Origin of the sequence: Maribacter sp. 1_2014MBL_MicDiv (assembly GCF_001865655.1) — a bacterium.
Taxonomy (GTDB): Bacteria; Bacteroidota; Bacteroidia; order Flavobacteriales; family Flavobacteriaceae; genus Maribacter; species Maribacter dokdonensis.
On record NZ_CP011318.1, the window covers coordinates 2,168,794 to 2,182,865 of the forward strand.

At 36.8% G+C, this 14,072-nt stretch carries 7 protein-coding genes; 6 read left to right on the forward strand and 1 reads right to left on the reverse strand.

What is annotated here, in order from left to right:
* Positions 1-91: 91 nt before the first annotated feature.
* The 4 genes from YQ22_RS09120 to YQ22_RS09135 all read left to right on the forward strand — a co-directional run bounded on the left by YQ22_RS09120 (position 92) and on the right by YQ22_RS09135 (position 8,232).
* On the forward strand, positions 92-3,256 hold the full coding sequence (locus YQ22_RS09120) for a WD40/YVTN/BNR-like repeat-containing protein (protein ID WP_071340947.1): 3,165 nt from the start codon (positions 92-94) through the stop codon (positions 3,254-3,256).
* A 72-nt stretch (positions 3,257-3,328) separates the two neighbouring features.
* A complete protein-coding gene (locus tag YQ22_RS09125) occupies positions 3,329-6,454 on the forward strand; it encodes a VPS10 domain-containing protein (RefSeq protein ID WP_071340948.1) in 3,126 nt (1,041 codons plus the stop codon).
* A 136-nt stretch (positions 6,455-6,590) separates the two neighbouring features.
* Complete coding sequence (locus tag YQ22_RS09130) at positions 6,591-7,142, forward strand: CopD family protein (protein ID WP_071340949.1); 552 nt, start codon at positions 6,591-6,593, stop codon at positions 7,140-7,142.
* A gap of 91 nt (positions 7,143-7,233) precedes the next feature.
* Positions 7,234-8,232 carry an alpha/beta fold hydrolase gene (locus YQ22_RS09135; RefSeq protein ID WP_071340950.1) on the forward strand — a complete coding sequence of 333 codons (999 nt, stop codon included), beginning with the start codon at positions 7,234-7,236 and terminating at the stop codon, positions 8,230-8,232.
* A gap of 68 nt (positions 8,233-8,300) precedes the next feature.
* Here the strand turns inward: YQ22_RS09135 and YQ22_RS09140 are convergent, their stop codons facing one another.
* Positions 8,301-11,549, reverse strand: a complete 3,249-nt coding sequence (locus tag YQ22_RS09140) for a ligand-binding sensor domain-containing protein (protein ID WP_071340951.1) — start codon at positions 11,547-11,549, stop codon at positions 8,301-8,303.
* Positions 11,550-11,846: 297 nt separating this feature from the next.
* Here YQ22_RS09140 and YQ22_RS09145 point away from each other — a divergent pair, with 297 nt between their 5' ends.
* The gene (locus tag YQ22_RS09145; protein WP_058104423.1) at positions 11,847-13,259 is read left to right on the forward strand and encodes a sensor histidine kinase; all 1,413 of its coding nucleotides are present in this window, start codon (positions 11,847-11,849) and stop codon (positions 13,257-13,259) included.
* A gap of 18 nt (positions 13,260-13,277) precedes the next feature.
* Positions 13,278-14,060 carry an enoyl-CoA hydratase/isomerase family protein gene (locus YQ22_RS09150; protein WP_071340952.1) on the forward strand — a complete coding sequence of 261 codons (783 nt, stop codon included), beginning with the start codon at positions 13,278-13,280 and terminating at the stop codon, positions 14,058-14,060.
* Positions 14,061-14,072 lie beyond the last annotated feature (12 nt).

Here is a 14,072-nt window from a genome sequence, read left to right on the forward strand (position 1 = left end):
TCCTGTTCTAGAAATGCTAATAAAATCTTAAAATCAACATTTGCTCAACTAATTGTTTAATTTTAGAGAAGACTAACTTCAAACTATCAAAATGAAAAAGCACCTTACCAATGCTGGCATACTCTTGCTGGCATGTTTGCTATTGCCGTTATCGGTACTATCTCAAAGAAGAAACAAATCACAAAGTACTTTACCGACCTACCCAGAGGAATTATATTCTAGTTTAGATTATAGATTAATAGGTCCGTTTCGTGGTGGCCGTTCTGCAGCAGTAACTGGAGTACCCGGGGAACCCAATTTGTTTTACTTTGGCGCAGCTGGTGGCGGAGTATGGAAAACACTGGATGGCGGCCGTACTTGGGATAATATTTCCGATGGATATTTTGGTGGAAGTATTGGTGCCGTAGAAGTTGCTAAAAGCGACCCTAATGTCATTTATGTTGGTGGTGGTGAAAAAACCTTAAGAGGTAATGTATCTTCTGGTTACGGAGTGTGGAAAACCGAGGATGGCGGTAAAACATGGGCTACCGCCGGATTGGAAAAAAGCAGGCACGTACCTCGTCTTCGCGTGCACCCTACAGATTATAATACAGTTTATGCTGCTGTGCTTGGTGATATTTATAAACCAACAAAAGACCGTGGTATATATAAAAGTACCGATGGTGGAAAAAATTGGAAACAAGTACTTTTTGTAAACGAACAGGCCGGTGCGGTAGATCTGACTTTTGATCCTAACAACCCAAGAATATTATATGCATCTACATGGCATGCACAACGTACGCCTTACAGTTTAATTAGTGGTGGCGATGGTTCTGCACTTTGGAAAAGTATGGATAGTGGTGAGACCTGGACAGAGATTTCCAAGAATGATGGTTTTCCTACCGATACTTTAGGTATTATAGGAGTAGCTGTTTCACCAAAAAACTCGGAAAAAGTTTGGGCAATTGTTGAAAACAAAGATAAAGGTGGATTATATCGTTCAGAAAATGGAGGTAAAACATGGTCTCTTGTAAATGAAGAACGTAAAATTCGTCAGCGCGCATGGTATTACACTAGAGTGTATGCCGATACTCAAGATGAAGATGTTGTTTATGTGCTGAATGTAAACTACCATAAGTCTACCGATGGTGGTAAAACGTTCAATACCTTCAATGCTCCGCATGGGGATCACCATGATCTGTGGATTTCTCCTGAAAATTCTCAACGTATGATCATTGGAGATGATGGTGGTGCACAAATTTCCTATGATGGCGGAGAAACGTGGAGTACCTACTACAATCAGCCCACAGCTCAATTTTATAGGGTCACTACGGACAATTCTTTCCCGTATAGAATTTATGTGGCACAACAAGATAATTCAACCTTGCGGATAGAGCATAGAAGTGATGGTCGTACTATTGATGATAACAACTGGGAGGAAACTGCAGGAGGTGAGTCTGCATGGATTGCCGTAGACCCAACCAATGATGATATTGTATACGGTGGTAGTTATGACGGATTTCTAACTCGTGTTAATCATGAAACGGGTTCTGTAAGAGGAGTCAATGTATGGCCGGACAATCCTATGGGAGCCGGAGCAGAAGCAATGAAGTACCGTTTTCAATGGAATTTCCCTATTCTGTTCAGTAGACATAATCCTAAGAAACTATATACCTTCTCCAATTATGTGCATGTAACGGAAAATGAAGGTCAAAGCTGGGAAGTTATAAGTGGTGACCTTACAAGAAATGACCCTACAAAATTAGGTTCAAGTGGCGGTCCTATTACTCAAGATAATACCAGTGTTGAATATTACTGTACCATTTTTACGGCAAACGAGAGTCCTTTAAAAGAAGGTTTGCTTTGGGTAGGTAGTGATGATGGATTAATACATGTTTCTAAAGATGCCGGTGCAACGTGGGAAAATGTTACTCCGCCGAATATGCCAGAGTGGAATATGATCAATAGTATTGAGCCATCTAATTTTGATGAGGGTACCTGCTATGTTGCGGCAACGAGATATAAGCTGGGCGATTTTCAACCCTACCTTTATAAAACAACGGACTATGGTAAAACATGGTCAAAAATAACGAACGGTATACCTGCTGAACATTTCACAAGGGTGCTTCGTGAAGATCCTAAAAAGAAAGGTTTGTTATATGCCGGTACAGAAACCGGTATGTATGTTTCGTTCAACGATGGGATTAGCTGGTCTTCTTTTCAAATGAATTTGCCAATTGTGCCAATTACGGATTTAACAATCAAAGATGATAACCTAATAGTAGCTACACAAGGTAGAAGTCTATGGATTATTGATGATCTTACTGTTTTACATCAGTTAGATGAATCTAAGAAAAGTGCAAGTACTGTATTGTTCAAGCCAAAGGATTCTTATAGAACTAAGGGTATGGCAGCTAAAAAGCCATCCAAAACATCAGGACAGAATTTGGAGAACGGTGTAATTACGCATTTTTTACTTAAGAATTATTCAGAGAAAGATACGGTTCAGTTGACCTATACCAGTATGGCAGGTGATACCTTGGCGATATATAAAAATCATTTGAAGAAAGATGGGTCGCTGAGCGGAGTCGAAGCGAAAAAACTTGAAGTTAAGAAAGGCGGGAATACTTTTGTTTGGGATACGCGAGGTAAAGGAGCTACCAAATTGGAAGGTATGATTTTCTGGTGGGCTAGTTTTGACGGGGCAAAAGCAGTGCCTGGTGATTATAAAATTCATTTGAACGTAAACGGCAGCAATAGTAGCGAAACGTTTACCATTTTGCCAGACCCAAGAGCGGAAAGTTCAGTGGCAGAAATGCAACAGCAATTCGATTTTATTACCGATATCAACACTACCATTGAAAATGCGCATCAATCTATAAAGAAGATTAGAGATGTTACCAAGCAACTGAATTCATTTACGGAGCAGTATAAAGATGACACTAGAACCAAGGATTTGATCGAAAAGGCAAAAGTGATGAAAGAGAAACTTGGTGAGGTAGAGAAGGCGCTATATCAGACTAAAAATAGAAGTAGACAAGATCCCTTAAACTTCCCTATCAAGCTCACTAACAAATTAGGTCATTTAAACAGTTTGGTCTCAATAGATGATTTCCCGCCCACAGAGCAAGACATCGCCGTAAAGAATGAACTGACAGCCAAAATCAATAAAGAACTTCAGATTTTTAATGAAGTAATATCATCAGAACTCAAAGAATTCAATAAAGAGTTTAATGAATTGAACTTGAACTATTTGTTTATTGAAGACGGAAAGTAAAAATCCATCAACATAAACCTCTCTATTTTTTAGGGAGGTTTTTACTTTTCAGATAAAACCTAACAGCCACACATGAAAAAACAATTACTTTACTTTGTAACGGTACTGGCAACCACCATAACTTTTGCACAAACTGCCAATGATTATTTTGAACCTTTAAAATTTAGAAATATTGGTCCGTTCAGGGGTGGGCGATCGGTAACTGCTACGGGCGTTATTGGTGACCCCATGACGTATTATATGGGTACGACAGGTGGCGGAGTTTGGAAAACCGAATCTGCAGGGCAACGTTGGGAAAATATTTCTGACGGATATTTTGAAATGGGTTCCGTTGGTGCTGTTTCGGTATCGGCGTCTAACCCTAATATTGTATATGTTGGTATGGGTGAACATGCGCCACGTGGGGTGATGACATCTTACGGAGACGGTGTATTTAAATCTACGGATGCCGGAAAAACATGGAAGAAAATGGGACTTGAAAAAACCCAGCATATTTCACGAATTATCATTCATCCTACAAATCCAGATATTGTTTATGTTGCCGCACAAGGAGCCCTTTTTGAAGGCAATGCTGAACGTGGAATCTATAAGTCTACAGATGGAGGAAAAACGTGGAAAAATACGTTGTTCGTAAACAACTTAACCGGTGCTTCTGAACTGTCTTTGGATGCCAATTATCCAGAAATTATGTATGCTGCCATGTGGGAACATCAACGTATGCCCAATATGGTGGTAAGTGGCGGACCCGGTAGTGGACTTTATAAATCTACCGATGCAGGTGAAACATGGCAAAAAATACATAAAGGATTACCTGAGGAAAAAGGGAAAATGGCTATTGCCGTTAGTCCGTCTAATTCCGATAAGGTATATGCATTGATTGAAAGTGATTCCAATGCGGATAAAGGTGGTCTGTTCGTTTCAAATGATGCCGGGGAATCTTGGAGTATGGTCAGTGGCGATAATCGTTTGGTGCAGCGTGCATGGTATTACATAGAGGTATTTGTAGACCCTAATGATGAAGATACCGTTTATGTATTGAGTGCTCCTGCTTTACGATCTGAAGATGGTGGAAAAACCTGGGAGGATCTAGATATTGCACATGGCGATACTCACGATTTGTGGATCAACCCTAATAACTCTAAAAATATGATATTGGCAGATGACGGTGGCGCATCTGTTTCCTTTGATTATGCTAAAACGTGGTCTACACAGAACAATATGCCAACAGCACAGTTTTATAGAATTAGTGTAGACAATCTATTTCCGTATAATATTTATGGTGGTCAACAGGATAATACTTCTGTAAAAATTGCAAGTTTGTCTATAGGTAGCGGTAGCATTACAACAAGGGATTGGACCGATTCTGCCGGTGGTGAAAGTGCCTTTTTGGCATTTGACCCAGATAACCCAAGGTATGTTATGGGGGGTCAATATTTAGGTACTGTTGAGGTAATGGATATGGTGTCAAAATCGGCTACCCAAATTATGCAAGCGCCTATTCAGTATTTAGGTCGCGAGGCTAGAGATATGAAATACTTGTTCAATTGGAATGCCCCAATTATAGCTTCGGTACATGAACCTGGAACTTTTTACCATGGTGCCCAATATGTTTTTAAAACTACGGATATGGGTAAAACCTGGGATATTATTTCACCAGACCTTACGCGTGATATCGATGCAAAACAAGGAAATGGTGGAGGTCCGTACACCAATGAAGCTGTTGGTGCGGAAAATTACGGTACGTTGGCATATATCTTGGAGTCTCCACATGAAAAAGGATATATCTGGACCGGAAGTGATGATGGATTGGTGCATTTGACCAAAAACGGTGGCGAAACTTGGGAGAACGTTACCCCTAAAGGTTTAAAGGAATGTTTGATCAATGCCATTGAAGTTTCTCCGCATGATCCTGCTACGGCTTATATTGCTACCACAAGGTATAAGTTTAATGACTACACGCCTGGCTTTTATAAAACAACCGATTATGGCAAAACATGGACGGCAATAAACTCAGGGATTCCGTACGGCTCATTTACCCGCGTAGTTCGTGAAGATGAGTTTAAGAAAGACCTGTTATATGCAGGTACCGAAAAAGGAATGTATGCATCATGGAACGGAGGTAAATCTTGGGAGCCTTTTCAATTGAATTTGCCAAAAACCCCTATTACCGATTTAAAAGTTCATCAGGGAGATTTAGTAGTGGCTACTTCTGGACGCTCGTTTTGGATTTTGGATGATATCATTGCCTTAGGTCAATATCAGCCATCTAAAAAAGGACTTCAGATACTGAAGCCAAAAGAAGCCTATAACGGTTCTTGGGGCAGTCCTTTAAATGGTAATTCTTCAAAATTTACGGGCAGTGATCCTTTTGAAGGTGTCAACCCTGCAAATGGGGTGGTATTGTATTATGAGCTTCCAAAATTAAAAGATAGTACGGCTATAACTTTGGAAATCACAGATGCTAAGGGAAAAATAATCAGAACCATTAGTTCAGAGAAAGATCCTACTTATAAGCCTCATAATGGTGGTGGTGCTCCACCGGCACCGGTTTTAAGTAAAAATGAAGGTTTAAACCGTTTTGTTTGGGATATGAAACATCCTATCATGCCAGGTATACCAGATGTCTATATTGAAGCTGGGTTTTCAGGTCATAAGGTTTCTCCTGGTAGCTACACGTTTACGTTAAATGTTGATGGTGAAAAAGTGACTACTACGGGCATTATAAAAGAATTGCCTACCTATGAAACAAAACCTGGGCAATACGAAGAGTTCGATGTATTTATGACCGCTGCCGAAGCAGAATTGACCGTAATGCACAATATGGTCAATCAATTATATGCTGCTCAAAAAGAGTTGACTGCGATTTTAAAGAAAGTAACGGATCCAATGGTGAAAACTGCCGGTGAAAAACTACTGACCGATATGAAGGCCTGGGATGCTGAAATGGTGCAACGTAAATCCCAAGCTTATGATGATGTGGAGAACTTCCCTAATAAATTTACGGCTGAATACCTGTTCATGATCAACCAGACCAATAGCAGTATCCCCAGGTTGAATAAGTCTAGTATAGATAGAAAGACTGAGTTAGACGCGCAATGGACGGGTCTAAAAGCTAGGGGAACTCAATTAAAGAATACGGCAATACCTGCTTATAATAAAACCCTGTGGGATGCAGGAATTGGGGCAATAAGATTATAAAATACATTCAATCGACTTTTACTAACTTTGAACTTCTATAAGACCAAAAAAGAGAAAAGTGATTTATGTTTTGCATTTGAACTTGTTTCTTGCTCTTGAAATTGCCTCTTATACTTGAGTTTGTTTTTATAATCCTATGTCAGAATATTACAATTATATAAAGTCCTTGCATCTCATCTTTGTCATCACATGGTTTGCAGGGCTTTTTTATATACCTAGGTTATTCATTTACCACATTGAGGCGAATGCTAAACCATCACCTGAAAAAGAGATTCTTTCCAAACAGTTGAAGTTGATGACCAAACGCTTATGGTATATTATTACATGGCCATCGGCGGTATTGGCAGTGTTCTTTGCTATTTGGTTGCTGGTCATTTATCCAGGATGGTTAACCCAGCCTTGGATGCATGTTAAATTAGGTTTTGTGGTCCTATTGATTTTATATCACTTAAAAAACCATCAAATCTTCAAGAAGTTTCAACGCGATGATATTCAGTATACTTCTAAATTTATGCGAATATGGAATGAAGGTGCTACGTTGATTTTGTTCGCCATTGTATTCTTGGTGATTTTAAAGAGTTCTTTTAATTGGATTTTCGGAGTAATAGGTATTATCGTTTTGGGTATCCTTTTAATGTTAGGTATACGACTGTACAAAAGAATTAGAAGTAAGAATCCAAATGCATAGAGCCATCACATTAACTTTTTTTAATATTAGTATAATTGATTTTAACACGTCCCCATAGATTTATTGCAGATCTTTGACTTTAAAGAAGTATATGAGAAATTTAATGGTAGTAGGGTTTGTAATTCTCTTTGTACAGTTCTCTAAAGCACAAACAGACAACTTAAAATGGCTAGATATTGAACTATCCAATTATGAATATCCTTATGAAGTTTCGGTTTTAAACTTAAAGGTTCAAGGTCAAGATTTACAAATGTCCTATATGGATGTAAAACCTAGTCAGTATAATGGAAAAAACATTGTCCTTTTACATGGCAAGAATTTTAATGGAGCGTATTGGGAGACAACCATAAAAGCATTGACAAAAGAAGGGTACCGAGTTATAGTACCTGATCAAATAGGTTTTGGAAAGTCTACCAAACCTCTACATTTTCATTATACTTTTCAACAATTGGCACGTAATACAAAAGAGTTATTAGATACTTTAAACATAGATAAAACGGTAATTTTAGGACATTCTATGGGTGGTATGCTAGCAACTAGATTTGCATTAATGTACCCGGAAACAACAGAGAAATTAGTTTTGGAAAACCCTATAGGACTTGAAGATTGGAAATTAAAAGTACCTTATAAACCAGTTGACTGGTGGTATGCCAATGAGCTTAAAAAAAGCTATGAAGGCATTAAAAATTACCAATTGGTAAATTATTATGATAATAAGTGGAAAGAAGATTACGATCAATGGGTTAATTTATTAGCCGGGTGGACTTTAAATTCTGATTATAAAAGAATTGCGTGGAATGCCGCTCTTACTTATGACATGATTTTTACTCAACCTGTAGTGTATGAATTTGAAAAGATTAAAGTTCCTACACTTTTGATAATTGGAACAAGAGATCGTACGGCACTTGGCAAACCATTGGTTTCTGAAGAGGTAAGAAAAACTATGGGTTTATATGATACGTTGGGAAAAACAACAAAACAGAAAATTAAAAACGCTCAATTAGTTGAAATCGAAAATATTGGTCACTTACCACATATTGAGAAGTTTGAAAGTTTTATTGATCCGTTGATCAAGTTCATGAAAGAATAACGGTTTACTTTTGTTCATTACCAATTGAAGGTAAATTAATACACGTGTTGATGATTAGTTTCTTCACCTTAAGAAGTAAGATTCTTTTTGACTTGTTTTGCAGCAATTTTTGCTTTTGGTAGTATGAGCTTAAATGTGGTTCCTTTTCCTTTTCCTTTTGACTCTGCGGTAATGGAACCACCATGTGATATGGCTATTTTTTTGATCATATAAAGACCAAGACCCGTACCTTCTTCATTTTGGTGAAAACGCTCAAAAGGAGTAAACAATTTTTTTAAATCAGTTTTGCTTAGACCTGAACCGTTGTCGTGTACTAGAAAACTATTGGTTTTATCATGCTCTTCATAATCTACGATTATTTTAGGATTTGGTTGGTCTCCCATGTATTTAACGGCATTATCTAAAAAGTTGCCAAAGACTTGAATAATTCTATTACGATCCCCATAAATGGGCGGTAAATCATTAGCTATAGTAAGGTTTATGTTTTTCTTGCCAAGTTTACTTTTAATTAGATCTCTTGATAAATTTAAAATTTCATTGGTTTTCAGTAACTCGTTCCTATTTTCTATTTTTCCTAACCTGGCAATTTCAGTAATATCAGAAATCAACTCGTTCATGTTATTGCAAGAAATATCTATCAAGTTTAAATACTCTTCAACAAGTGGATGTTCTTCAATGGGCATCTCGGTAGGTATGAGACTTGCAAGCCCTTTAATATTGCTCAACGGACTCTTTAAATCATGGGATACTGCGAAAGTAAATCGCTGTATTTCTTGATTCATTGTTTCTAAATGGTCTGCAGCTTTTACAAGCTTATTTTTTTGGCATTGTAATTCATTAGTTCGCTCGGCAACTTTTAATTCCAACCTTCGTTGGTTTTTTTTGATGGTTCTTAGTTTAATATAATGTGCAACATAAAATAACATTAGCAATAAGAAAACCATCAGTAGTTTAAACCACCATGTTTGCCAATATGGAGGAGTTATTATAAGGGTTTTGCTTATTTCATTAGCTGTCCAAATACCATCTGAATTGGTAGATTTTATTTTTAATGTGTAATTACCAGGGTTTAGATTGGTATAGGTTGCGGTAGGTTTGTTACCAACATAATTCCATTCTTTTTCAAATCCCTCCAAATAAAAAGCATAATTGACACTTTCAGGATGTCTAAAAGTGAGTGCCTTAAAGTCAATATTAATAACAGATTGGTCATAACTAAATATCAACGTATCTACTTGACTCACATTTTTTTTCAATACTCCAAACTCATCATTAGGTAGAACAGGTTTATTAAAAATCTTTAATCCTGATACAAAAAGAGTAAGGGTGTCTTTTCGTTTTTCAACATCTTTGGCTGTGAAAATGTTAAATCCGTTTATGCCACCAAATACATATTCCCCCTTACTAGTGGTTAATGTAGAACTTGCAATAAATTCTTTGGCTTGTAGACCTTCGTCAACATCATAATTTAAAAAATCGCCCGAGCAAGTGTCATATCTCGTAACTCCGTTTTCTGTACTTAACCATAAGTGGTTATAAGTGTCATCAATAATACCCTTAATAGCATCGTTTCTAAGACCGTCTATTTCGGTTATTGGTTTAAACGAGTCGCTTTCATAATTATATTTGTTCAAGCCACCTTGGGTACCTACCCATATAGTGCCTTCGCTATCTTGAATAATGGTATTGACAAAATTATTACTCAAGGAATTGCTTGTACTATAATGTTTGCTTATCCAGTGATTTTCGTTTTTAGTTAATTTAAACAGTCCCGAATTTAAAGTTCCAATCCATATATGAGCTTCCTTGTCTTCAAAGATTTGATAAATTGATTTTACTTCAGCACCATCTATATCCGATATTAGTTTAATGTTTTTATGAGTATTGGTTTCAGCGTCAAATACCTGCACTCCTGCAAAATAGTTTATAATCCAAATGCGCCCTCTTTTATCTTTTAAAAAATCGACTATAATGTTCGAGTTTAAAAACGAGTTTTCTGTATTGAGTTCCTTGTATTTCTTGGTTTTGGTATTGAATATGGTAATTCCATTGGTCCAAGTGCCAAGCCACAATTCATCTTCTTTATTCTGTAGTATAGATAGCACAACATCAGAATTCAACGTTTTGTTCTTTAATGCATAATGTTCAAAGGAATCGGAGGTCCTTTTCCAATAATTGAGCCCTCCACCATCTGTACCGATCCATAGATTGCCTTTAGGGTCTTCAATAAAACAATTGACCAATTTGTTGCTTAACGATTTGGAGTTAAACGGATCTGTATTGATATGTTTGAACTTAAAATACTCAGGATCATAAAAATTGAGACCACTTTTATAGGGTGCTACCCACATAACGCCATTTCGGGTACATAATAGCGACCAAATGGAGTTTCCGGAAATTGAGCTGGGTTTAGAAACATTATACTCTAAATGTTTTTTAAACTCAAGCTCGTTAGAGTATATATATAGCCCATTGTTTTCAGTGCCTATCCAAAAGTCGTTATTTAAATTTTTAGCTAGTGAACGAATGCCAAATCCGGGACTAACCGGTTTTTTTTCCTTTTCAATTTCGGATGTAAGACTAACTTTTAGGCGAATTAGTGAACCATTATTTGTTCCAAGTAATAACGTATTGTCGTCTAGGACAATGGTAGAAATTATGTTTTCTATTTCTTGAACCTCGTTTAGAATTTCTAAATCATTATTGGTGACAATGATATTGTATGAAGAAATAATGAGCACTCTATTATCATCCAATTGCGCAATTTTGATAATTCTGTTTATTCTTGGGTTCGCAATATCCAAGTTATTATTTACTGGCAAATGCTTGAGGTTTCCGGTATTTTCATCGTATTTATAAACACCAGAAGATTCTGTGCCCAGCCATAAACTTCCATTTATTCTTTTAACAGATTGAAAACTGTGGTCTTTAATTTGTAGACCTTCATTTTTAAAAGGAAAAGGTGCTACGATATTTAAACTGCGGTTGAATACGTTTAAGCCTTGGTTGGTACCTATCAATAAATTTTCATCGTCTTCGTAAAGCTCAACTATATATTCATGACTAAGCCCTGTTTTGCCATCGGAACTCTTTGTGAAAATTTCAAAATCTTTACCATCGTATTTGTTTAATCCGTTACGTGTACCTACCCAGATAAAACCATACTTGTCTTCTAATAGCACAGTAGAAGAGCTTTGTGACATGCCGTCTTGAATATGATGAAATTTTAGAGGTTCTAAATTTTGGGTATACGCATTCAAAGAGGATAGAACCAATAATATAAAGGCAAGATTTTTAGAAAAAGTATTGAAAATCATATGGGACCTTTATAGGTATACTAAGAGTTAACGTAATTAAATATAAGAAATTACTTTCAAAATTAACAAAATGTATTTTGTGTGCTCCTATTTGATAATTTGAGTAGTAGTGATGTAGTTTTTGTAAAATGGGCTACGCATTTAATAAGATAGCTGCTCTTAAATAAATGCTTTTATCTTATGAAAGTAGGTTCAACAGCGTAATTTGTGCATTTTGGTGCGATATTTGCTAACTTTAAACGAAATAACGAAAGCTTGTTAACAAGGGTATCTTTACGGTCGCGCATTTTCTTATCCATGATTTTTTTGGTGCTGATTGCATCTGTGTTGATTGCGGGTGTTACTGTGTATCAATATCGCGAACAATCAAAGGATTATCATGAAAATAGAATGGAGCGTAAAGAGGAACAAATACGTCAAAGTATAGACCTTGCCATTCAGAAAACAACGTATCCGGTTACCACGGAAAATCTAGATTTAATTTTTAAAAATGAAATCTATGAGATTGCCGTTGTTCAAAACATGAACTTTAATATCTATAGTTTGGAAGGCGAGCTAATTAAGAGTTCTAGGCCCAAGTTTGCCAATGATTCTATTTCTATGTGCCTAGATGCTGAGGTACTTAATAAGCTAGAAATAAGTCCCAATAAACGTTATGTCATGGAAAATGCTTTGGCTGGAGATAAGTATCAAGCTTCATTCACCTATATAGCGGATCAAAAGTTTAAACCAATTGGTATTTTAAACTTGCCGTATTTTGAAGATAATTCGTTTAACGATTATGAGTTGAAAGAATTTTTGTTTCGTTTATCTGGGGTTTATCTGCTAATGCTACTAATGGCAATATCTTTTGCTTTTTTTATTTCGAAATATATAACCCGCTCACTGGAGACCATTTCAACCATGATGGGAAAAACCGAGCTAAGTAAACAGAACAAGAAAATTTATTTGGATAATCCGGGTGAAGAGATAGAAAAACTGATTTCTGCGTATAATGGAATGATTGATGAATTGGGTCAAAGTGCGGTTAAATTGGCTCGTAGCGAACGTGAACAGGCATGGCGCGAAATGGCCAAGCAAGTGGCACATGAAATTAAGAACCCACTTACGCCTATGCGACTGAGCGTGCAGAGTTTTGAACGAAAGTTTGATCCCAATGATCCAGATATACATCAAAAAGTAAAAGAATACTCCAATACTTTAATTCAGCAAATAGATACCATGAGCAGTATAGCATCTGCATTTTCAAATTTTGCAGAAATGCCTGCACAGCAAAATGAGACATTGAATGTGGTTAAAATCGTGAAATTAGCTTTGGATATATTTAATGAAGACTATATTCATTTTATTGCCGATGAAGAGGAAATTATTGCGAAATTGGATCGTACCCAACTTATTAGAGTGGTTACTAATTTGGTGAAAAATGCTATACAGGCAGTGCCAGATGTAGAATCTCCAAGAGTATTGGTAACGGTAGCATCTGAGGGTAATATGGTAAAATTATCTGTGGCAGATAATGGTCATGGTATAGAGAAAGATAATGAAGACAAAATATTTGAACCAAAATTTACTACTAAAACCAGTGGTATGGGCCTAGGTCTTGGCATGGTTAAAAATATAGTGGAAACGTATAAAGGCACCATTAAGTTTACTTCGCAATTAGGTAAGGGTACGGTGTTCTGTGTAAAATTCCCTAAAGAAAATGTATAATTCAACAACTTAATAACAATGGCATACGAAACAATATTAATTGAAAAAGAAGCAACAACGGCAATTGTAACTATTAATCGCCCTAAAAAATTGAATGCTTTAAATAAGGAGACCATTGGGGAGTTACATGATGCTTTCAAAGATTTGCAAAAAGATAAGGATGTCAAAGCCATAATTTTGACCGGTAGCGGTGAAAAAGCATTTGTAGCGGGTGCCGATATTTCTGAATTTGCAGAATTCGATGTTAAAGAAGGAAAAAAATTGGCGGCCAAAGGTCAAAAACAATTATTTGATTTTGTTGAAGGCTTATCTACACCTGTAATTGCTGCGGTCAACGGTTTTGCTCTAGGCGGCGGATTAGAGCTAGCAATGGCTTGCCATTTTAGAGTGGCCAGTGATAATGCCAAAATGGGACTGCCAGAAGTTTCTTTAGGATTAATACCTGGGTACGGTGGTACGCAACGTTTGCCTCAATTGGTGGGTAAAGGTAGGGCAATGGAAATGATCATGACCGCGGGTATGATCTCTGCCGATCAAGCTAAAGCTTACGGGCTTGTAAACCATGTAACTACACAAGAAGAACTATTACCGCTATGCCATAAGATAATAGCAAAGATCACCAATAATTCCTCTGTAGCCATTGCTCATGCAATAAAAGCGGTAAATGCTGGTTTTAAGAATACTGTAAATGGTTATGAGCAGGAAATTGAGGCTTTTGGTGACTGTTTTGGAACAGATGATTTTACCGAAGGTACTACTGCATTTTTGGAAAAAAGAAAAGCTGAGTTTCCGGGTTCATGACATAAACCAAAC

Bases quoted from the DNA above. Each gene is read 5' to 3' on its own strand.
- YQ22_RS09150 (WP_071340952.1), top strand. From the start codon at position 13,278: ATGGCATACGAAACAATATTAATTGAAAAAGAAGCAACAACGGCAATT.
- YQ22_RS09130 (WP_071340949.1), top strand. From the start codon at position 6,591: ATGTCAGAATATTACAATTATATAAAGTCCTTGCATCTCATCTTTGTC.
- YQ22_RS09145 (WP_058104423.1), top strand. From the start codon at position 11,847: ATGATTTTTTTGGTGCTGATTGCATCTGTGTTGATTGCGGGTGTTACT.
- YQ22_RS09140 (WP_071340951.1), bottom strand. From the start codon at position 11,549: ATGATTTTCAATACTTTTTCTAAAAATCTTGCCTTTATATTATTGGTT.
- YQ22_RS09135 (WP_071340950.1), top strand. From the start codon at position 7,234: ATGAGAAATTTAATGGTAGTAGGGTTTGTAATTCTCTTTGTACAGTTC.
- YQ22_RS09120 (WP_071340947.1), top strand. From the start codon at position 92: ATGAAAAAGCACCTTACCAATGCTGGCATACTCTTGCTGGCATGTTTG.
- YQ22_RS09125 (WP_071340948.1), top strand. From the start codon at position 3,329: ATGAAAAAACAATTACTTTACTTTGTAACGGTACTGGCAACCACCATA.